Annotated in this window: 14 protein-coding genes; 6 read left to right on the top strand and 8 right to left on the bottom strand. The window is 57.7% G+C overall.

Features of this window, described 5'->3' with window-relative positions; all coding sequences use genetic code 11:
• The first annotated feature begins 46 nt into the window (after positions 1-46).
• On the top strand, positions 47-586 hold the full coding sequence (locus ACMGGU_RS14220; RefSeq protein ID WP_196365123.1) for a YfaZ family outer membrane protein: 540 nt from the start codon (positions 47-49) through the stop codon (positions 584-586).
• Positions 587-679: 93 nt separating this feature from the next.
• Positions 680-1879 (top strand): nicotinamide mononucleotide deamidase-related protein YfaY, encoded by a 1200-nt coding sequence (locus ACMGGU_RS14215; protein ID WP_045908716.1) that lies wholly within the window; start codon positions 680-682, stop codon positions 1877-1879.
• 33 nt (positions 1880-1912) lie between these two features.
• On the opposite strand, the gene glpC is transcribed toward ACMGGU_RS14215, so the two are convergent.
• Genes glpC through glpA form a run of 3 tightly spaced genes read right to left on the bottom strand, consistent with a single transcriptional unit; the run spans position 1913 to position 5935 of the window.
• A complete protein-coding gene (gene glpC / locus ACMGGU_RS14210) occupies positions 1913-3103 on the bottom strand; it encodes an anaerobic glycerol-3-phosphate dehydrogenase subunit GlpC (RefSeq protein WP_262802405.1) in 1191 nt (396 codons plus the stop codon).
• Positions 3100-4317 (bottom strand): glycerol-3-phosphate dehydrogenase subunit GlpB, encoded by a 1218-nt coding sequence (gene glpB / locus ACMGGU_RS14205; RefSeq protein WP_262802404.1) that lies wholly within the window; start codon positions 4315-4317, stop codon positions 3100-3102. The genes glpC and glpB overlap by 4 nt, the downstream gene beginning before the upstream one ends.
• Positions 4307-5935, bottom strand: coding sequence for an anaerobic glycerol-3-phosphate dehydrogenase subunit A (gene glpA / locus ACMGGU_RS14200; RefSeq protein ID WP_167211668.1), 1629 nt, complete (start codon positions 5933-5935; stop codon positions 4307-4309). Before glpA ends, glpB begins: the two co-directional genes overlap by 11 nt.
• Before the next feature lie 251 nt (positions 5936-6186).
• On the opposite strand from glpA, the gene glpT reads away from it, so the two are divergent.
• Positions 6187-7539 (top strand): glycerol-3-phosphate transporter, encoded by a 1353-nt coding sequence (glpT, locus tag ACMGGU_RS14195; protein ID WP_045354273.1) that lies wholly within the window; start codon positions 6187-6189, stop codon positions 7537-7539.
• 11 nt (positions 7540-7550) lie between these two features.
• Positions 7551-8606, top strand: coding sequence for a glycerophosphodiester phosphodiesterase (glpQ, locus tag ACMGGU_RS14190; protein WP_048029690.1), 1056 nt, complete (start codon positions 7551-7553; stop codon positions 8604-8606).
• 89 nt (positions 8607-8695) lie between these two features.
• Here glpQ and yfaE read toward each other — a convergent pair whose 3' ends face one another.
• From yfaE to ubiG, 4 genes are all read right to left on the bottom strand, one after another.
• A complete protein-coding gene (gene yfaE, locus ACMGGU_RS14185) occupies positions 8696-8950 on the bottom strand; it encodes a class I ribonucleotide reductase maintenance protein YfaE (RefSeq protein WP_025757202.1) in 255 nt (84 codons plus the stop codon).
• Complete coding sequence (nrdB, locus tag ACMGGU_RS14180; protein ID WP_045908711.1) at positions 8950-10080, bottom strand: class Ia ribonucleoside-diphosphate reductase subunit beta; 1131 nt, start codon at positions 10078-10080, stop codon at positions 8950-8952. The genes yfaE and nrdB overlap by 1 nt, the downstream gene beginning before the upstream one ends.
• A 100-nt stretch (positions 10081-10180) precedes the next feature.
• Positions 10181-12466 carry a class 1a ribonucleoside-diphosphate reductase subunit alpha gene (nrdA, locus tag ACMGGU_RS14175; RefSeq protein ID WP_045908710.1) on the bottom strand — a complete coding sequence of 762 codons (2286 nt, stop codon included), beginning with the start codon at positions 12464-12466 and terminating at the stop codon, positions 10181-10183.
• Positions 12467-12813: 347 nt separating this feature from the next.
• On the bottom strand, positions 12814-13542 hold the full coding sequence (gene ubiG, locus ACMGGU_RS14170) for a bifunctional 2-polyprenyl-6-hydroxyphenol methylase/3-demethylubiquinol 3-O-methyltransferase UbiG (protein ID WP_252076894.1): 729 nt from the start codon (positions 13540-13542) through the stop codon (positions 12814-12816).
• 146 nt (positions 13543-13688) lie between these two features.
• On the opposite strand from ubiG, the gene gyrA reads away from it, so the two are divergent.
• Positions 13689-16325, top strand: coding sequence for a DNA topoisomerase (ATP-hydrolyzing) subunit A (gene gyrA / locus ACMGGU_RS14165; protein ID WP_045908708.1), 2637 nt, complete (start codon positions 13689-13691; stop codon positions 16323-16325).
• 135 nt (positions 16326-16460) lie between these two features.
• Positions 16461-19307, top strand: coding sequence for a two-component system sensor histidine kinase RcsC (rcsC, locus tag ACMGGU_RS14160; protein ID WP_420300672.1), 2847 nt, complete (start codon positions 16461-16463; stop codon positions 19305-19307).
• Positions 19308-19418: 111 nt separating this feature from the next.
• Here rcsC and rcsB read toward each other — a convergent pair whose 3' ends face one another.
• Positions 19419-20069, bottom strand: coding sequence for a response regulator transcription factor RcsB (gene rcsB / locus ACMGGU_RS14155; protein ID WP_003859405.1), 651 nt, complete (start codon positions 20067-20069; stop codon positions 19419-19421).
• Between the last annotated feature and the right edge of the window lie 5 nt (positions 20070-20074).

The following is a 20074-nucleotide window of genomic DNA, read 5'->3' as shown; positions in this document are numbered from 1 at the left end:
TCGCGGTTTTGGGACTTCTCTATAAAAATTGTGCGGGATCACGACAATGAAAAAAGTGGCATTACTGGGCTTCGGCCTGATGGTTGTATCTGCGGCGGCGAACGCCATTAGCATTAACGGCTCGGCGGGTCAGGATTATACCCACCTGGGCTTTGGCATGGGTACCGAGACATCCGGTCTGGCGATGACCGGCGGCTGGACGCATAACGATGACGACGGCGACGCGGCCAGCCTCGGCCTGGGTTTCAACGTTCCTCTTGGCCCGTTCCTGGCGACCGTCGGCGGTAAAGGTATCTATACCAACCCAAATGACGGTGATGAAGGGTACGCGGCGGCAGTGGGCGGCGGTCTGCAGTGGAAAATTGGCGACAGCTTTGGCCTGTTTGGTGAGTACTACTACTCTCCAGACTCCCTCTCAAGCGGTATCGACAGCTATGAAGAGGCCAACGCTGGCGCACGCTGGACCATCATGCGTCCAATCACCATCGAAGCAGGCTATCGCTATCTGAACCTGGCCGGCAAAGACGGTAACCGCGATAACGCGCTGGCCGACGGCCCGTACGTGGGCGTCAGCGCAGGCTTCTAATCTCTCCGGCGCGGCATGCTGTCGCGCCAGTTTCTCTCTGCTCCACCCCGCGTTTGCGCTATAGTGTTTTGACCAAATAAGCGGGAGAACACAATGATTAACGTGGAGATGTTATCCACCGGCGACGAAGTGCTGCATGGACAAATTATTGATACCAATGCTGCCTGGCTGGCCGATCTTTTCTTTGAGCAAGGATTACCGTTAACGCGCCGCAATACGGTGGGCGACAATCTTGAGTCACTGGTCGCTGTTCTGCGCGAGCGCAGTGAACAGTGCGACGTGCTGATTGTGAACGGCGGGCTCGGTCCCACCAGTGACGATCTCAGCGCCCTGGCCGCCGCGACCGCAAAAGGCGAAGGGCTGGTGCTGCATGAGGCGTGGCTCTCGCAGATGGCGCGTTTTTTCTCCGAACGTGGCCGCGTCATGGCCCCCAGCAACCGCAAACAGGCTGAAATTCCCGCCAGTGCTGAACTGGTCGATAACCCGGTCGGTACCGCGTGTGGGTTTGCCATGCAGCTGAACCGCTGTCTGATGTTCTTCACGCCGGGCGTGCCCTCAGAATTTAAAGTGATGGTCGAGCAGCAGATCCTGCCGCGCCTTCGCGATCGTTTTACCCTGCCGGAACCGCCGCTGTGCCTGCGTCTGACCACCTTTGGTCGCTCGGAAAGCGATCTGGCCCAGAGCCTCGATCACCTTCCGCTGCCGCCGGGCGTGTCCATGGGCTATCGCTCCTCCATGCCGATCATTGAACTTAAGCTGACAGGCCCGGCCGAACAGAAAGAGGCGATGCTGGCGTTGTGGCCCGAGGTGCAGCGCGTGGCGGGCGAAAGCCTGATCTTTGAAGGTACGGAAGGGTTGCCCGCGCAGATTGCGAAGCAGCTGCAGGCGCGTCAACTGAGCGTGACCTTAAGCGAGCAGTTCACCGGTGGCCTGCTGGCACTTCAGCTGTCGCGCGTCAACGCGCCGCTGCTGGCGAGCGAAGTGGTGCCGTTCCAGCAGGAGACCCTGGCGCAGACCGCCCGCTGGGCGTCCGAGAGAAGGGTGAAGCATTTTGCCGGTCTGGCGCTGTTTGTCGGCGGGCTGGATGAAGAACATCTCAACTTCGCGCTGGCGACGCCCGAGGGCACCCACGCCCTGCGGGTGAAAATGAGCATTACCCGCCACAGCCTGGCGGTGCGTCAGGAGGTGTGCGCCATGATGGCGCTGAACATGCTGCGCCGCTGGCTGAATGGCAAAGAGGTGGCCAGCGAGCACGGCTGGATTAACGTGGTTGAGTCGCTGTTCGTGGAGTAACGCCTGTGCCGGGGCCTTTCGCCCCGGCCATGTTCACCCGAGCGCCTTTGCCAGCAGCGTAATCGGATGCTCGCAGCGCTTGCTGGTGGACATCTCAATCTGCCACTTGCAGGTTTCGCAGTCCGTTACCACGATATCCGCGCCGCTCTCCTCAATCTGACGGAACAGCGGAGCGCCGATCGCCTGCGACGTTTCGTAGTTTTCACGCTTATAGCCGTAGGTTCCCGCGATCCCGCAGCAGCGCGAGTCCAGCACCGTCAGCTCCAGCCCCGGGATTAACCGCAGCAGCTCCAGCGTATAGAGCGACCAGCCCATCTTCTCCATATGACACGGCGTGTGATACACCACTTTCAGCGGCAATTTTCCCAGCGGCAACGTCTGCCCGCTGTCCAGCTTACGCCACAGGAAGCGCGTTGCCAGCTCGATGTGCTCTCGCAGGCCGGTGTTGTCCACGTCCAGCAGATGCGGATACTCATCGCGCAGGGTGAAGGTACAGGTGGACGAGGTCGCGAGCACCGGTATGCCTTTGTCGACGATGGCTTCACGCAGGGAGGTGACATTACTTCGAGCCTGACTGCGCGCTTTATCGGTAAACCCGTTAGCAATCAGCGGCACGCCGCAGCACTTCTCCTTGCTAAGCAGCTGTACGCCGGTTCCCATGGCGTTCAGCACCTTCAGCAGATCTTTACCCAGCTGCGGATGGTTGTAATTCACATAGCAGCCGTGGAAAAAGGCCACCTGCTCGGCGTACTGCGCCTGCTTCGCCGCCACGGATTTATACCAGCGGCGGAAGGTGCCGTGAGAATATTTCGGCAGGCTGCGGTGATGGTCTATTTTCAGCGTGGCATCCAGCAGCTGGCGCACCGGTTTGAGAGCGGTCGCGGCATTCACCAGCGGGGCAAACGGCGTAGAGACGCTGCCCATCAGATCGGTGTGGCTCAGAATCGCGTCCCGCAGCGACGGCTTTTGCGTACTGTAGCGCGCCCGGGCGCGCTGGATAATATCGCCGATTTTCACATCCGACGGGCAGGCGACTTCGCAGCGTTTGCAGTTGATGCAGTATTTCAGGGCTTCATCGTACAGCTTGCCGTCCTTCAGGCGCAGGCGCTCGCCGTCCGGTCCGGCCTGTTTAGGCCCGGGATAGCGTGGGTTCACGCCGCTGACCGGGCAGACGGTGGTACACACCGTGCATTTGATGCAGCTTTCAAAACGGGTGTCGTTCATTGTTCAGCCTCCGTGCGCTGGCTAATCTGCTCTGCCACATACAGCGCCGTGACGGCGCAGACGCCGCCACCGCATCCCTGGGCGATGGGATCGTATCCGCCCAGCAGCGAACCGATAGCAAAAAGAGTTCTGACGGGCTTACCGGAAAGCTGCGGATGCAGGTGGTTATCGACAATCACGCCGAACTGCTGCCAGGGCTGCGGCGAGAAGAAATCACTCTGATACCAGTCCGCGCGGGAGGCTCGCTGGCGAACATCCAGCCCCATAATGGCTTCCCGAATGCCTTCCCGGCTGCTCAGCAGCCCGTTGCTGAAGAAACTGCCGCTTGCCAGCACCGTATAGCGGGCGCGAAGCGGAATATCCTCGTGGTTTCGCGTCCAGATTTCGCTTACCGCGCCGTCCACCAGGGTAATTTTCTTCACCTCATCCCCCGCCATCCACACGCCGCCCTGGGCAACAAACTGGCGCTGGAGCTGGGTGTGCAGGCGGATGCCGGGCACGGACGGGGGCAGCGTGGGCAGCAGGCCGAGCGAGCAGGGCAGACGATCCGAGAGCCAGCGCCAGAGCCGGTTGTCGCGTAAACCGAAGCAGGCGGGCATCAGCAGGGCGTCACAGTTGTTGCTAAGCGGCCTGAGGGCGTCATACAGCAACGGCCATTTCTCTTCGTTATCCAGAAAACGGGCGATATTCACCGCGCGAAACTCGCTCGGGTTATCGCGCAGGACATCAAGCTCAGGCAGCTCTATCTCTGCCGTTTCGGCGTTAACGCCCTGGCGACAGAGCGACGCCGCCGCGAGATGGGGCTGGAAATCCAGAAAGCCGCTAATCCCTACCACCCGCACGCGTTCCGCGCGAATGGGGGCAACGGGCACCTCCTCCGGGCTGAGCCACGCGGAACGCAGGGTGCCGAGCGGCGTGATGCGCTGGTGATTGAGCCGGGCGCTGCCCTGCAGACGTGCGCCGCAGTCTGCCAGCAGCGCTTCGGTCTCCAGCGCAAAGCGGTCAATATGCTGCGCGCCAATCAGGTGATACGGGTGCTCTGGTGGCAGCTTATCGCGGTACGCTTCGTCTACCAGATCCAGCGAGCCCGACGAGAAGTGCAGGGCGCTCTGCCCCCGGGTGATAATCGCGCAGCGCAGCCCCTGCTTCGTGAGCTTAATGCCGCAGAGCAGGCCCGCCAGCCCGCCGCCGACAATCACGGTATCAAATTTCATCGTGTTGCTCCTTCTCAAGACCGCAAAGCCCCTGGTAGACCCAGCGGGTAAATTCACTTTCACGCAGGGCATCACCCCAGGCGACAGGCTGAATGCCTTTCCAGCGCTCGTTTAAAAACGCGCTGAGCTGATCGAGCGACTGGGTAGCGGTGGTGGTGTGAAAACGCTGCAACAGCCCGGCGGCGCGACAGGCGCACAGTTCGCCCTGGCAGGTGCCCATTCCGACGCGGGTGCGTCGGCGAAGATCGAGCAGGCTGGTGACCGTCAGGTTCTCCACCGCGTACTGCACCTCACCGGCGGTGACGGCTTCGCACTCGCACACGAGGCTGCGGCTTACTCGTCCTTCACCGAGCCACGGTGGCGTTCTGTCGCCGTGGCGGTATACCGCGGACCCGCGCAGCGGCGCGGGCAGAGAGATGATTTTTTGCAGCGTTTTTTCGGTGGACTGCCGCGATCCCGGCAGCGGCTGTTCTGCCGTCACGCACGGCCTGGTATTCCCCAGCTTGCGGCAGACGGCATCGGTTGCCCACTCGGCCATCAGGCGATAGGTCATCAGCTTGCCGCCAGTGATGGTGATAAACCCGTCCATGCCGTCGCGCGCGGCGTGATCGAGCAGCACGATGCCCCGGCTGACGTTACGTCCGCTCGGATCGTTGTCGCTGGCGACCAGCGGACGCACGCCCGCGTAGGCGCGCAGAATGCGCGTCTGCGCCATCACCGGCGCCAGTTTTTCCCCTTCGCGCAGCAGGATATCCACCTCTTCAGCGGTGACGCGGTTGTAGTCAATTTCGCTGTAGTCCACGTGGGTTGAGGTCGTCCCGATTAACGAAATGGTATCTCCCGGCACGAGGATATCGGCGTCAGACGGTTTGCGGCAGCGGTTGATCACGTGGTTATTGATGCGGTGGTCGAGGATCAGCAGCGAGCCTTTCGCCGGGAACATGCGCACCGACAGGTCAGCGTATTCCGCAATCCGCTGCCCCCAGATCCCCGCCGCGTTGACCACCACGGTGGCATACAGCTCGCTGTGCTCATTGTATTGCGTATTAAAAAGCCGCACACCGCAGATGCGGTGGCCTTCGCGGATAAGGCCGGTCACTTCGTGCCCGGTGAGGATATGTGCGCCATGCTCCCGGGCGTCCAGCATGTTGGCGGCGGTCAGGCGGAACGGATCGACGGTGCCGTCAGGGACTTTCACCGCGCCGATAAGCGCCGGGTTAACTGACGGTTCCAGCCTACGCGCCAGCGCCGGATCCATGGCTTCAGCCTGAATGCCCGCGGCGCCGCAGGCGGTAATAAAGGTGTCCTGAAAGGCGAGGTCATCTTCAGGAAGGGTAATAAAGAGGCCGTCGGTCGGTTCAATGCAGTGTCGGGCGATACGCTTGAGGATCTGGTTTTCAGCAATACATTCGCGTGCGGATTCCGCGTCGGTGACCGCATACCGGGCGCCGCTGTGCAGCAGGCCGTGGTTACGCCCGGTTGCGCCCGTGGCGATATCATGGCGTTCCAGAAGCGTGACGCTTAAGCCGCGAAGGGCGCAATCGCGCGCGATCCCGGCGCCGGTTGCGCCACCACCAATGATTATCACATCGCTATAACGAGGATCGTGACTGGTCATTGTTTACCCTCTATGTTCGTTTTTTATCATTTAGCCATATTAATTTTGTGGTTTGTTTGATTTCGAACATAAACGCGCGGAATTCGAAAGTGAAACGTGATTTCATGCGCTTTTTTGCGCATTCTGTCATATTTCTGTAACAATCTGTGCGTTGATTCACAGTAACAATCACCGTGATTTCTTAACATCCCCGCCTCTGGAATTCAGGTGCGAGCCACCTGCTCATTCATTTCAAGGCCACGGAGGCTGTTATGCTCAGTATCTTCAAACCTGCGCCCCACAGGGCGCGTCTGCCAGAGGCAGAAATAGATCCGCTCTATCGCCGCCTGCGTTGGCAAATCTTCCTGGGGATCTTCTTCGGGTACGCGGCGTACTACCTTGTACGTAAAAACTTCGCGCTCGCTATGCCGTATCTGGTGGAGCAGGGCTTTTCCCGCGGCGATCTGGGGTTCGCGCTGTCGGGGATCTCTATCGCCTACGGTTTTTCCAAATTCATCATGGGCTCCGTGTCGGATCGCTCGAATCCGCGCGTGTTCCTGCCCGCCGGTCTGATCCTGGCGGCCGCGGTCATGCTGTTCATGGGCTTTGTGCCGTGGGCAACTTCCAGCATTGCCATCATGTTCGTGCTGCTGTTCCTCTGCGGCTGGTTCCAGGGGATGGGGTGGCCACCGTGCGGGCGTACCATGGTGCACTGGTGGTCGCAGAAAGAGCGCGGTGGCATCGTGTCGGTGTGGAACTGCGCCCATAACGTGGGCGGCGGTATTCCGCCTCTGCTGTTCCTGCTGGGGATGGCCTGGTTCAACGACTGGCACGCGGCGCTCTACATGCCTGCCTTTGGCGCCATTCTGGTGGCGATTATTGCCTTCGCCCTGATGCGCGATACGCCGCAGTCCTGCGGTCTGCCGCCGATTGAAGAGTACAAAAACGACTATCCGGATGATTACAGCAAGGAACATGAAGAAGAGCTGACCGCAAAACAGATCTTCATGAAGTACGTGCTGCCGAACAAGCTGCTGTGGTACATCGCGGTCGCGAACGTGTTCGTTTACCTGCTGCGCTACGGCATCCTCGACTGGTCGCCAACCTACCTGAAAGAGGTGAAGCACTTCGCGCTGGATAAATCCTCCTGGGCGTACTTCCTGTATGAATACGCCGGGATCCCGGGCACGCTGCTTTGCGGCTGGATGTCGGACAAAGTGTTTAAAGGTAACCGCGGTGCGACGGGCGTGTTCTTTATGACGCTGGTGACCATTGCGACCGTGGTGTACTGGCTCAACCCGCCGGGTAACCCATCAGTAGATATGGCCTGCATGATCGTCATCGGTTTCCTGATTTACGGTCCGGTGATGCTGATCGGTCTGCATGCCCTGGAGCTGGCGCCGAAAAAAGCGGCGGGCACGGCGGCGGGCTTTACCGGCCTGTTCGGCTACCTCGGCGGTTCGGTCGCGGCGAGCGCCATTGTAGGCTACACCGTTGACTTCTTCGGCTGGGACGGCGGCTTTATGGTGATGATCGGCGGTAGCGTGCTGGCGGTACTGCTGCTGATTGTTGTGATGATCGGGGAAAAACGTCACCACGCTGAAGTGCTGGCACGTCGTCAATAAGGAGCTTTGCGATGAAATTAACTCAGTTAGCGACAGGCCTGCTGCTGGCGGGCCTGATGACCGGGTCCGCGCTGGCGGCGGATAAAATCGTTATTGCCCACCGCGGCGCGAGCGGCTATCTGCCGGAGCATACGCTGCCGGCGAAAGCGATGGCCTATGCGCAGGGCGCGGATTACCTGGAGCAGGATCTGGTGATGACGAAGGACGACCAGCTGGTCGTCCTGCACGATCACTATCTTGACCGCGTGACGGACGTGGCGGAGCGCTTCCCGGATCGCGCCCGTAAAGATGGCCGCTTCTATGCCATCGACTTCACGCTGGCGGAGATCCGCTCTCTGAAGTTTACCGAAGGCTTCGAGATTGAAAACGGCAAGAAGGTACAGGTCTATCCGGGACGTTTCCCGATGGGCAAATCTGACTTCCGGATCCATACCTTCCAGGAAGAGATTGAGTTTGTTCAGGGGCTGAACCACTCAACCGGTAAAAACATCGGCATCTATCCGGAAATCAAAGCGCCGTGGTTCCACCATCAGGAAGGGAAGGACATTGCCGCGAAGACGCTGGAGGTGCTGAAACAGTACGGCTACACCAGCAAGAAGGACAAGGTCTACCTGCAGTGTTTTGATGCCGCCGAACTGAAGCGCATCAAAACCGAGCTGGAGCCGAAGATGGGCATGAACCTCAACCTGGTGCAGCTGATTGCCTACACTGACTGGAATGAAACCCAGGAGAAGCAGCCGGACGGGACGTGGGTGAACTACAACTACGACTGGATGTTTAAGCCGGGCGCGATGAAGCAGATTGCGCAGTACGCCGACGGCATTGGGCCGGATTACCATATGCTGGTGGCGGAAGGCTCAACGCCGGGCCACGTGAAGCTGACGGCGATGGTGAAAGAGGCGCATGCCAGCAAGATGCAGGTGCATCCGTACACCGTGCGTGCAGACCAGCTGCCGCCGTATGCCACGGATGTGAATCAGCTTTATGAGGTGTTGTATAAGCAGGCGGGCGTGGACGGACTGTTTACGGACTTCCCGGATAAAGCGGTGAGCTTTTTGAAGGATTAACGCTGAAATTGCCGGGTGGCGGCTGCGCCTTACCCGGCCTACGAACTGCGGTTTTGTAGGTCGGGTAAGCGAAGCGCCACCCGACACATTCACATCTCGATCTCGATATCGCCTTTTGCCCGGCAGCAGCAGGGCAAAATTTCCCCTTCGTTGATAAAGGCCAGCGGTTCGGTCAGCCAGTCCACCTGGCCGGCGACCAGACGGCAGCGGCACGAGCCGCAATAGCCTTCACGACACTGGTACTCGACCTCCACCTGATGCGCTTCAAGCGCCACCAGCAGGGAAGGGTGCTCTTCCTGGCACAGCACTTCTGTACCCGAAAGGCTCAGCGTGACGCGCGTCATCAGAGCTGGAAATCGCTCAGGTCGTCGGTGTTGACTTCAGAATCAATCTGACCGACCAGATAAGAACTCACTTCCACTTCCTGCGGCGCGACCTGCACGTTATCGGACACCAGCCAGGTGTTGATCCACGGGATAGGGTTAGAGCGCGTCTGGAACGGCAGGTCGAGACCGACAGCCTGCATGCGGATGTTGGTGATGTACTCCACGTACTGGCACAGGATGTCTTTGTTCAGGCCAATCATGGAGCCGTCACGGAACAGATAGTCTGCCCACTCTTTCTCCTGCTGGGCCGCCAGCACGAACAGGTCGTAGCACTCCTGCTTGCACTCTTCGGCGATTGCCGCCATCTCAGGATCGTCCGTGCCGCTGCGCAGCAGGTTCAGCATGTGCTGGGTACCGGTCAGGTGCAGGGCTTCATCACGGGCAATCAGACGGATAATCTTGGCGTTGCCTTCCATCAGCTTGCGCTCGGCAAAGGCGAAGGAGCAGGCGAAGCTCACGTAGAAGCGGATCGCTTCCAGCGCGTTGACGCTCATCAGGCACAGGTACAACTGCTTTTTCAGCGCACGCAGGTTTACGGTGATGGTTTTGCCATCCACGTGGTGGGTGCCTTCACCCAGCAGGTGCCAGTAGCTGGTCATCTCGATCAGCTCGTCGTAGTAATGAGCAATGCCTTCCGCGCGCTTCTGGATCTGCTCGTTGGTGACGATATCGTCAAACACCACCGCCGGATCGTTCACGATGTTGCGGATAATGTGGGTATAAGAGCGGGAGTGGATCGTCTCGGAGAACGCCCAGGTTTCCACCCAGGTTTCCAGCTCTGGAATCGAGATCAGCGGCAGCAGCGCCACGTTCGGGCTACGGCCCTGAATGGAGTCCAGCAGCGTCTGGTACTTCAGGTTGCTGATGAAGATATGTTTTTCGTGATCCGGCAGAGACTGGTAGTCAATACGGTCGCGGGAGACGTCCACTTCTTCCGGACGCCAGAAGAAGGAGAGTTGCTTTTCAATCAGCTTTTCGAAGATGTCATATTTTTGCTGATCGTAGCGTGCCACGTTGACCGGCTGGCCGAAGAACATCGGCTCTTTGAGCTGGTCGTTTTTCGTCTGTGAAAAGGTGGTATATGCCATTGCGGTGAGTCCTGTTGAGATTTTATTGCCCGGCGGCAATGCGTTTGCCGGGCCTACAAAACCGTAGGCCGGGTAAGCGTAGCGCCACCCGGCGAAGTGCTTAGATCTTACATGCGCCGCTTTCGCAGCCATCGTCCTGAATTGACGGAACCAGGTCGTCCTGCGCGTCTTCCGCACCATCACGGGTGTTGTGATAGTACAGCGTTTTCACGCCAAATTTGTAGGCGGTGAGCAGGTCTTTCAGCAGTTGCTGCATCGGAACCTTGCCTGACGGGAAGCGCGTCGGGTCATAGTTGGTATTGGCAGAGATCGACTGGTCGATAAACTTCTGCATGATACCCACCAGCTGCAGGTAACCGTCGTTGTTTGGCATTTCCCACAGCAGCTCGTAGTTGTCACCCAGCGTCTCGTAATCCGGCACCACCTGACGCAGCACGCCGTCTTTCGAGGCTTTGATGCTGACGTGGCCGCGCGGTGGCTCAATGCCGTTGGTGGCGTTAGAGATCTGCGAAGAGGTCTCAGACGGCATCAGGGCAGAGAGCGTGGAGTTACGCAGGCCGTGCGTTTTAATGGACTCGCGCAGGCCTTCCCAGTCGAGATGCAGCGGCTCGCTGACGATCGCATCCAGGTCTTTCTTGTAGGTGTCGATCGGCAGAATGCCTTTCGCGTAGGTGGTTTCGTTGAACCACGGGCACGCGCCTTGCTCTTTCGCTAGCTCGTTAGAGGCTTTCATCAGGTAGTACTGAATCGCTTCGAACGTCTGGTGCGTCAGGTTGTTAGCGCTGCCGTCGGAGTAACGCTTGCCGTTTTTCGCCAGCCAGTAGGCGAAGTTGATCACGCCGATACCCAGGGTACGGCGGCCCATCGCACCGCGTTTCGCGGCCGGGATTGGGTAATCCTGGTAGTCCAGCAGAGCGTCGAGGGCACGAACTGCCAGCACGGCCAGCTCTTCCAGCTCGTCCAGGCTCTTAATTGCGCCCAGGTTAAATGCGGACAGCGTACACAGCGCAATTTCACCGTTTTCGTCGTTCACGTCTTCCAGCGGTTTGGTCGGCAGGGCGATCTCCAGGCACAGGTTAGACTGGCGCACTGGCGCAACGACCGGATCGAACGGGCTGTGGGTATTGCAGTGGTCAACGTTCTGGATGTAGATACGGCCGGTAGAGGCACGTTCCTGCATCATCAGGGAGAACAGATCGACCGCCTTCACGCGCTGCTTGCGGATGCTGTCGTCTTTTTCGTATTTGGTGTACAGACGCTCGAACTCGTCCTGATCGGCGAAGAATGCGTCGTACAGGCCCGGGACGTCGGACGGGCTGAACAGGGTAATGTCTTCGCCCTTCAGCAGACGGGTGTACATCAGCTTGTTGATCTGCACGCCGTAGTCCATGTGACGCACGCGGTTGCCTTCGACACCACGGTTGTTTTTCAGAACCAGCAGGCTTTCCACTTCCAGGTGCCACATTGGGTAGAACAGGGTCGCAGCACCGCCGCGTACGCCGCCCTGAGAGCAGGATTTTACTGCCGTCTGGAAGTGCTTATAGAACGGGATACAGCCGGTGTGGAAAGCTTCACCGCCGCGAATCGGGCTGCCCAGCGCACGGATGCGGCCGGCGTTGATGCCGATACCGGCGCGCTGGGAAACGTATTTCACAATGGCGCTGGAGGTGGCGTTGATGGAATCCAGGCTGTCACCACACTCGATCAGCACGCAGGAGCTGAACTGACGGGTAGGGGTGCGCACGCCAGACATGATTGGCGTAGGCAGAGAAATCTTGAACGTCGATACCGCATCGTAGAATCGCTTCACGTAATCCAGACGGGTATCACGCGGGTAGTTTGAGAACAGGCAGGCGGCCACCAGAATGTAGAGGAACTGGGCGCTTTCGTAGATCTCACCGGTTACACGGTTCTGAACCAGGTATTTGCCTTCGAGCTGCTTCACCGCCGCGTAGGAGAAGTTCATGTCGCGCCAGTGATCGATAAACCCGTTCATCTGCTCGAACTCTTCTTCCGTATAGTCTTCCAGCAGATGCGTGTCGTATTTGCCCAGCTCAACCATTTTCACCACGTGATCGTAAAGCTTCGGCGGCTCAAACTGGCCGTAGGCTTTTTTACGCAGGTGGAAAATCGCCAGACGTGCAGCCAGGTACTGATAATCCGGTGCTTCGCGGGAGATCAGGTCCGCCGCCGCTTTGATGATGGTTTCGTGGATATCAGACGTTTTGATGCCGTCGTAGAACTGAATATGAGAACGCAGTTCAACCTGGGAGATAGATACGTTGTTCAGTCCTTCTGCTGCCCAGTCGAGAACTCGATGGATTTTGTCCAGATTGATACGCTCGGTAGTACCGTCGCGCTTTGTCACCAGCAGACTCTGATTCATGTGGGTTTTACCTGTCCGTGAAATAAAAAATATCCCCCGCTTATCCACAGAACCGTCTTGTGACTAACTCTGTGGATAAATACTACATATAGGGGGTTTGCGATAAGAAAAACGCTATATGGTGAGTATTCTAGTATCGAATCTTTTCAGCACAAGGGTTGATTTTGACGTTAAATTGAGGTTGTGAAAGGGTAAAAAAGGCTAAGTCCTCGTACCGTAAGGCCTGGAAGACATGTCAATAATTAAGAAAAAAAATTCAAAATTTGATCGAGTGCTGATTTCTTCAACGGGAGGTCAGAATTGCGCAACATGATGTCGCGCAATCTTTATAAGAATAACGAATGACGTTAGTCGCTTTTGGCGGTTGTGTGCAACATATAGTTAACATCAACGCCCGGTGCGAGTTTGAATTTATTGGTCAGCGGATTGTAGTGCAGGCCGGTGATGTGCTGCTCCTTGAGCCACGTCTGGTCAACCCAGCTTAACAGCTCCGCCGGCTTGATGAATTTCTTCACGTCATGCGTGCCTTTCGGCACCATGCGCAGCACATACTCCGCGCCGACGACGGCCATCAGCCAGGCTTTAGCGTTGCGGTTGAGGGTTGAGAAGAAGACCTGGCCGCCCGGTTTCACCAGTTTTGCACAGGCGTGCACTACGGACTGTGGATCGGGAACGTGCTCCAGCATCTCCATGCAGGTCACCACATCGTACTGATGGGCATGTTTTGCCGCGTGTTCTTCCACGGTTTCCTGCACGTAGTCTACCTGTATGCCAGACTCCAGCGCGTGAAGACGGGCAACCTGCAGCGGTTCAAAACCCATATCCAGGCCCGTGACGTTCGCCCCTTCGCGCGCCATGCTTTCCGCCAGGATACCGCCGCCGCAGCCGACATCGAGCACTTTTTTACCGAACAGACCGCCGGAACGCTCCGCAATATAGCCCAGACGCAGCGGGTTAATACGGTGCAGCGGTTTGAACTCACCTTCGAGATCCCACCAGCGGGACGCCACCGCTTCAAATTTGGCAATCTCTTCGTGGTCAACGTTGTGAGCCACCGGGGATTTTTCGGCATTCATGGGTGCTTTTACTCCTTATTTAGCAAGACGAATGAGTATATCAGGCAATCCCTGTGAATAAAGCGTATAGGTTTACCTCAATCACCTCGGCTGTGTTATAATTTGCGACCTTTGAATCCGGGATACAGTAGAGGGATAGCGGTTAGATGAGCGACCTTGCGAGAGAAATTACACCGGTTAACATCGAGGAAGAGCTGAAGAGCTCCTATCTGGACTATGCGATGTCGGTCATTGTTGGCCGTGCGCTGCCGGATGTCCGCGATGGCCTGAAGCCGGTACACCGTCGCGTACTATACGCCATGAACGTATTGGGCAATGACTGGAATAAAGCCTATAAAAAATCTGCCCGCGTCGTCGGTGACGTCATCGGTAAATATCACCCGCATGGTGATACCGCCGTTTATGACACCATCGTTCGTATGGCGCAGCCATTCTCCTTGCGCTACATGCTGGTAGATGGTCAGGGTAACTTTGGTTCAGTCGACGGCGACTCCGCTGCGGCGATGCGTTATACGGAAATCCGTATGTCGAAAATCGCTCATGAGCTGATGGCCGACCTGGAAAAAGAGACCGTTGATTTCGTCGATAACTACGACGGCACCGAGCGCATCCCAGATGTGATGCCCACCAAGATCCCGAACCTGTTAGTGAACGGTTCGTCCGGCATCGCGGTCGGTATGGCAACCAACATTCCGCCGCACAATATCACTGAGGTGATTAACGGCTGTCTGGCCTATATCGACGATGAAGACATCAGCATTGAAGGGCTGATGGCACACATCCCGGGTCCGGACTTCCCGACGGCGGCGATCATCAACGGTCGTCGCGGTATTGAAGAAGCGTACCGTACCGGCCGCGGCAAGATCTACATCCGTGCCCGCGCCGAAGTTGAAGCGGACGCTAAAACCGGCCGTGAAACCATCATTGTTCACGAGATCCCGTATCAGGTGAACAAAGCGCGTCTGATTGAAAAGATCGCGGAGCTGGTAAAAGAAAAACGTGTTGAAGGCATCAGCGCGCTGCGTGACGAGTCTGACAAAGACGGCATGCGCATCGTGATTGAGATCAAACGCGACGCGGTGGGTGAGGTTGTCCTGAACAACCTGTACTCCCAGACGCAGCTTCAGGTCTCCTTCGGTATCAACATGGTTGCACTGCACCATGGTCAGCCGAAGATCATGAACCTGAAAGAGATCCTGAGCGCGTTCGTCCGTCACCGCCGTGAAGTGGTGACCCGTCGTACTATCTTCGAACTGCGCAAAGCGCGCGACCGTGCGCACATCCTTGAAGCGCTGGCGGTTGCGCTGGCCAACATCGACCCGATCATCGAACTGATCCGTCGTGCACCAACCCCGGCGGAAGCGAAAACTGCGCTGATTTCCCGTCCGTGGGATCTGGGCAACGTCGCCGCGATGCTGGAACGTGCGGGCGATGACGCGGCGCGTCCTGAGTGGCTGGAACCTGAATTCGGCGTGCGTGACGGTCAGTACTACCTGACTGAACAGCAGGCCCAGGCGATTCTGGATCTGCGTCTGCAGAAACTGACCGGCCTTGAGCATGAAAAACTGCTCGACGAATACAAAGAGCTGCTGGAACAGATTGCTGAGCTGCTTCATATTCTGGGCAGCGCAGAGCGCCTGATGGAAGTGATCCGCGAAGAGCTGGAGCTGGTCCGCGATCAGTTCGGCGACGAGCGCCGCACCGAAATTACCGCCAACAGCGCGGACATCAACATCGAAGACCTGATCAACCAGGAAGACGTTGTTGTGACCCTGTCTCACCAGGGCTACGTGAAGTATCAGCCGTTAACCGACTACGAAGCACAGCGTCGTGGCGGTAAAGGCAAATCTGCAGCACGTATTAAAGAAGAAGACTTCATTGACCGCCTGCTGGTGGCGAACACCCATGACACGATCCTCTGCTTCTCCAGCCGCGGTCGTCTGTACTGGATGAAAGTCTATCAGCTGCCGGAAGCAAGCCGTGGCGCGCGTGGTCGTCCAATCGTTAACCTGCTGCCGCTGGAAGCGAACGAACGTATCACCGCTATCCTGCCGGTACGCGAGTACGAAGAGGGCGTGAACGTCTTTATGGCGACCGCCAGCGGTACCGTGAAGAAGACCGCGCTGACCGAATTCAGCCGTCCGCGTTCTGCCGGTATTATCGCCGTGAACCTGAACGAAGGCGACGAGCTGATTGGCGTGGATCTGACCTCCGGTTCCGATGAAGTGATGCTCTTCTCTGCGGCCGGTAAAGTGGTTCGCTTCAAAGAAGACGCCGTTCGTGCGATGGGCCGTACCGCGACGGGCGTGCGTGGTATCAAGTTGGCTGGCGAAGACAGCGTTGTTTCTCTGATTATTCCGCGCGGTGAAGGGGCAATCCTGACCGTGACGCAGAATGGTTACGGTAAACGTACGGCGGAAGGGGAATACCCGACCAAGTCTCGCGGCACGCAGGGCGTAATCTCCATCAAGGTGACCGAGCGCAACGGTTCCGTTGTTGGCGCGGTGCAGGTGGACGATGCGGACCAGATCATGATGATCACCGATGCCGGTACGCTGGTGCGTACCCGCGTGTCTGAGATCAGCGTGGTGGGTCGTAACACCCAGGGCGTGATCCTCATCCGTACAGCGGAAGATGAAAACGTGGTGGGTCTGCAGCGCGTTGCTGAGCCGGTGGATGACGAAGAGCTCGACTCCATCGACGGTAGCGTCGCGGAAGGCGATGAGGATATCGCGCCGGAAGCCGACACCGACGATGACGTAGCGGATGACGCTGACGAGTAATGTCTCCTGATGCAAAAAAGGGCCGGATTCCGGCCCTTTTCTTTTGCACAAGCAGATAAGTCAACGTTGCGACCTGGCGCGTTTACCGCTACCTTAACCACATTCTTTTGACCCCGACGGCGGAGCCTCGCCCCCTTGAAATACCTCGTCTCCTTTCGTACTACGCTGAAAGTCTCTCGCTATCTGTTTCGGGCGCTGGCGCTCCTGCTTTGGCTGCTGGTGGCCCTGTTCTCGGTGTTTTACATCGTTAACGCCCTGCACCAGAAAGAAGCGGAGATCCGCCAGGAGTTTAACTTAAGCTCCGACCAGGCCCAGCGCTACATTCAGCGGACGTCTGACGTGATGAAGGAGCTGAAGTATATTGCCGAAAATCGTCTGACGGCGGAAAACGGTATCCTTGCGCTTCGCGGGCGTGATGACAAAACCGAAGTCCCGGACTTCCAGCCGCTGTTCCCGGATTCCGATTGCTCCACCATGAGCAATACCTGGCGCGGCTCTCTGGAATCGCTCGCCTGGTTTATGCGCTACTGGCGCGACAATTTCTCCGCCGCCTATGACCTGAACCGCGTCTTCCTGATTGGCAGCGAGAATCTCTGCATGGCTGACTTTGGCCTGCGCGACGTGCCCGTTGAGCGTGACGATGCGCTGAAAAGCCTGCATGAACGTATTGTCAAATACCGCAATGCACCGCAGGACGAGCGCGGCAATAACATCTTCTGGGTGAGCCAGGGCCCGCGTCCGGGCGTGGGCTATTTCTACGCCCTGACGCCGGTTTATCTGGGCAATCGCCTGCAGGCGCTGCTGGGGATTGAGCAGACCATTCGCATGGAAAACTTCTTCACCCCGGGCAGCCTGCCCATGGGCGTGACCATTCTGGATGAAAACGGTCATCAGCTGATCTCGCTTGCCGGGCCCGATAACCGTCTAAACGTTGAACCGCACTGGATGCAGGAGCGGTCGTGGTTTGGCTATACCTCAGGTTTCCGCGAGCTGGTGCTGAAGAAGAGCCTGCCGCCTTCGTCGCTCAGTATCGTCTATTCGCTGCCGGTGGATATGGTGCTTGAGCGGATACGCATTCTTATCATGAATGCGATTCTGCTCAACCTGCTGGCGGGGGGCGCACTGTTCACGCTGGCGCGCATGTATGAGCGGAAAATCTTTATTCCTGCCGAAAGCGACGCCCAGCGACTGGAGGAACACGAGCAGTTTAACCGCAAGATTGTTGCCTCTGCGCCGGTGGGGATTTGTATTCTGCGTACCCAGGACGGGACCAATATCCTGAGTAACGAACTGGCACATAACTACCTGAACATGCTGACGCACGAAGACCGGCAGAGGCTGACGCAAATTATCTGCGGTCAGCAGGTTAACTTTGTCGACGTGCTCACCAGTACGCACACCAACCTGCAGATCAGCTTTGTGCATTCCCGCTATCGCAATGAAAATGTGGCGATTTGCGTGCTGGTGGATGTCTCCGCGCGCGTGAAGATGGAAGAGTCGTTACAGGAGATGGCGCAGGCGGCAGAGCAGGCCAGCCAGTCGAAGTCCATGTTCCTTGCCACCGTCAGCCACGAGCTGCGTACGCCGCTGTACGGGATCATCGGTAACCTCGATCTGCTGCAGACCAAGGAATTGCCGAAGGGCGTCGACCGGCTGGTGACGGCGATGAACAACTCCTCCAGCCTGCTGCTGAAGATCATCAGCGATATTCTCGACTTCTCTAAAATCGAGTCCGAGCAGCTGAAAATCGAGCCGCGCGAGTTTTCGCCGCGCGAGGTGATGAACCATATCAGCGCCAACTATCTCCCGCTGGTGGTGCGTAAACAGCTGGGGCTCTACTGCTTTATTGAGCCGGACGTGCCGCTGACGCTGCACGGCGATCCGATGCGCCTGCAACAGGTCATCTCTAACCTGCTCAGCAACGCCATTAAATTCACCGATACCGGCTGTATTGTGCTGCACGTCTGCCGGGCGGGGGATTACCTGAGCATTCGCGTGCGCGACACGGGCGTCGGCATCCCGGCGAAGGAGGTGGTTCGTCTGTTCGATCCGTTCTTCCAGGTCGGTACCGGCGTGCAACGTAACTTCCAGGGCTCCGGACTGGGGCTGGCGATTTGTGAGAAGCTCGTCAGCATGATGGATGGCGACATCTCCGTGGATACCGAGCCCGGCATGGGCAGCCAGTTCACCATCCGCATTCCGCTCTATTCGGCGCAGTATCCGGCAAAAGCCACGGTAGACGGGCTGAGCGATAAGCGCTGCTGGCTGGCGGTGCATAACGCCTCGCTGAATGACTATCTGACGGCACTGCTTACCCACAGCGGCGTGAGGGTGAGCCGCTATGAAGGTCAAACACCGGACGTGGACGATGTGCTGATCGCCGACGAGATGCCGGAACAGCCGTGGCAGGGGAGAGGGTCAGTGCTCTTCTGCCGTCGCCACATCGGTATCCCGGTTGAGCGCGCACCAGGGGAATGGGTACACAGTGTCGCCACCCCGCACGAGCTGTTGAGCCTGCTGGCGCGCATCTACAAAGTGGAACTGGAAGAGCGCGACGGCGCGGGTGGATTGCCGTCACCGGAGTCTCTGGCGTCGGTGAATGACGATATGATGATTCTGGTGGTGGATGACCATCCGATAAACCGTCGCCTGCTGGCTGACCAGCTTGGATCGCTGGGCTACCAGTGCAAAACCGCCAATGACGGCGTGGATGCGCTGAACGTGCTGAGTAAGAATCATATTGATATCGTGCTGAGCGACGTCAACATGCCTAATATGGACGGCTACCGTCTGACGCAGCGCATCCGACAGCTTGGCCTGACGTTGCCAGTGGTGGGCGTAACGGCGAACGCGCTGGCGGAAGAGAAGCAGCGCTGTCTGGAGTCAGGCATGGACAGCTGTCTGTCGAAACCGGTGACGCTGGACGTGCTGAAGCAGACATTGTCGATTTACGCGGAGCGTGTGAGAAAAACACGGATATAAAAAAGGCCCGGAAGGGCCTTTTTTAATTGCCCGGCGGCACTGCGCTTGCGCGGGCCTGCGGGTTCTGTAGGCCGGGTAAGCGCGAGCGCCACCCGGCATAAACAGCGGAGATCAATCCTTGTCGGTTGCGCTCAGCGTGACGGAGGAGAGATAGTTCAGCAGAGCAATATCGTTATCCACGCCCAGCTTCATCATCGCTGATTTCTTCTGGCTGCTGATGGTTTTAATACTGCGGTTCAGCTTCTTGGCAATCTCGGTCACCAGGAAACCTTCTGCGAACAGGCGCAGAACTTCACTCTCTTTCGGCGACAGGCGTTTGTCACCGTAGCCACCCGCGCTGATTTTTTCCAGCAGACGAGAAACGCTTTCAGGCGTGAACTTCTTGCCTTTCTGCAGCGCCGCAAGCGCTTTAGGCAGATCGGTCGGTGCGCCTTGTTTCAGCACAATCCCTTCGATGTCCAGATCCAGAACCGCGCTCAGGATCGCCGGGTTGTTGTTCATGGTGAGAACAATGATCGAGATATCCGGGAAGTGACGTTTAATATATTTGATGAGCGTGATCCCATCACCGTATTTGTCTCCAGGCATGGAGAGATCGGTAATGAGCACGTGTGCATCAAGCTTTGGGAGGTTATTGATCAGTGCTGTAGAGTCTTCAAATTCACCGACTACATTCACCCACTCGATCTGTTCAAGTGATTTGCGAATACCGAACAGTACAATCGGATGGTCATCGGCAATAATTACGTTCATATTGTTCATGTATA

Origin of the sequence: Enterobacter sp. BNK-8 (assembly GCF_048685095.1) — a bacterium.
Classification (GTDB): Bacteria; Pseudomonadota; Gammaproteobacteria; order Enterobacterales; family Enterobacteriaceae; genus Enterobacter; species Enterobacter quasiroggenkampii.
The sequence above is the reverse complement of the archived record's forward strand: the minus strand, read 5'-3'. Positions and strand labels throughout refer to the sequence as shown.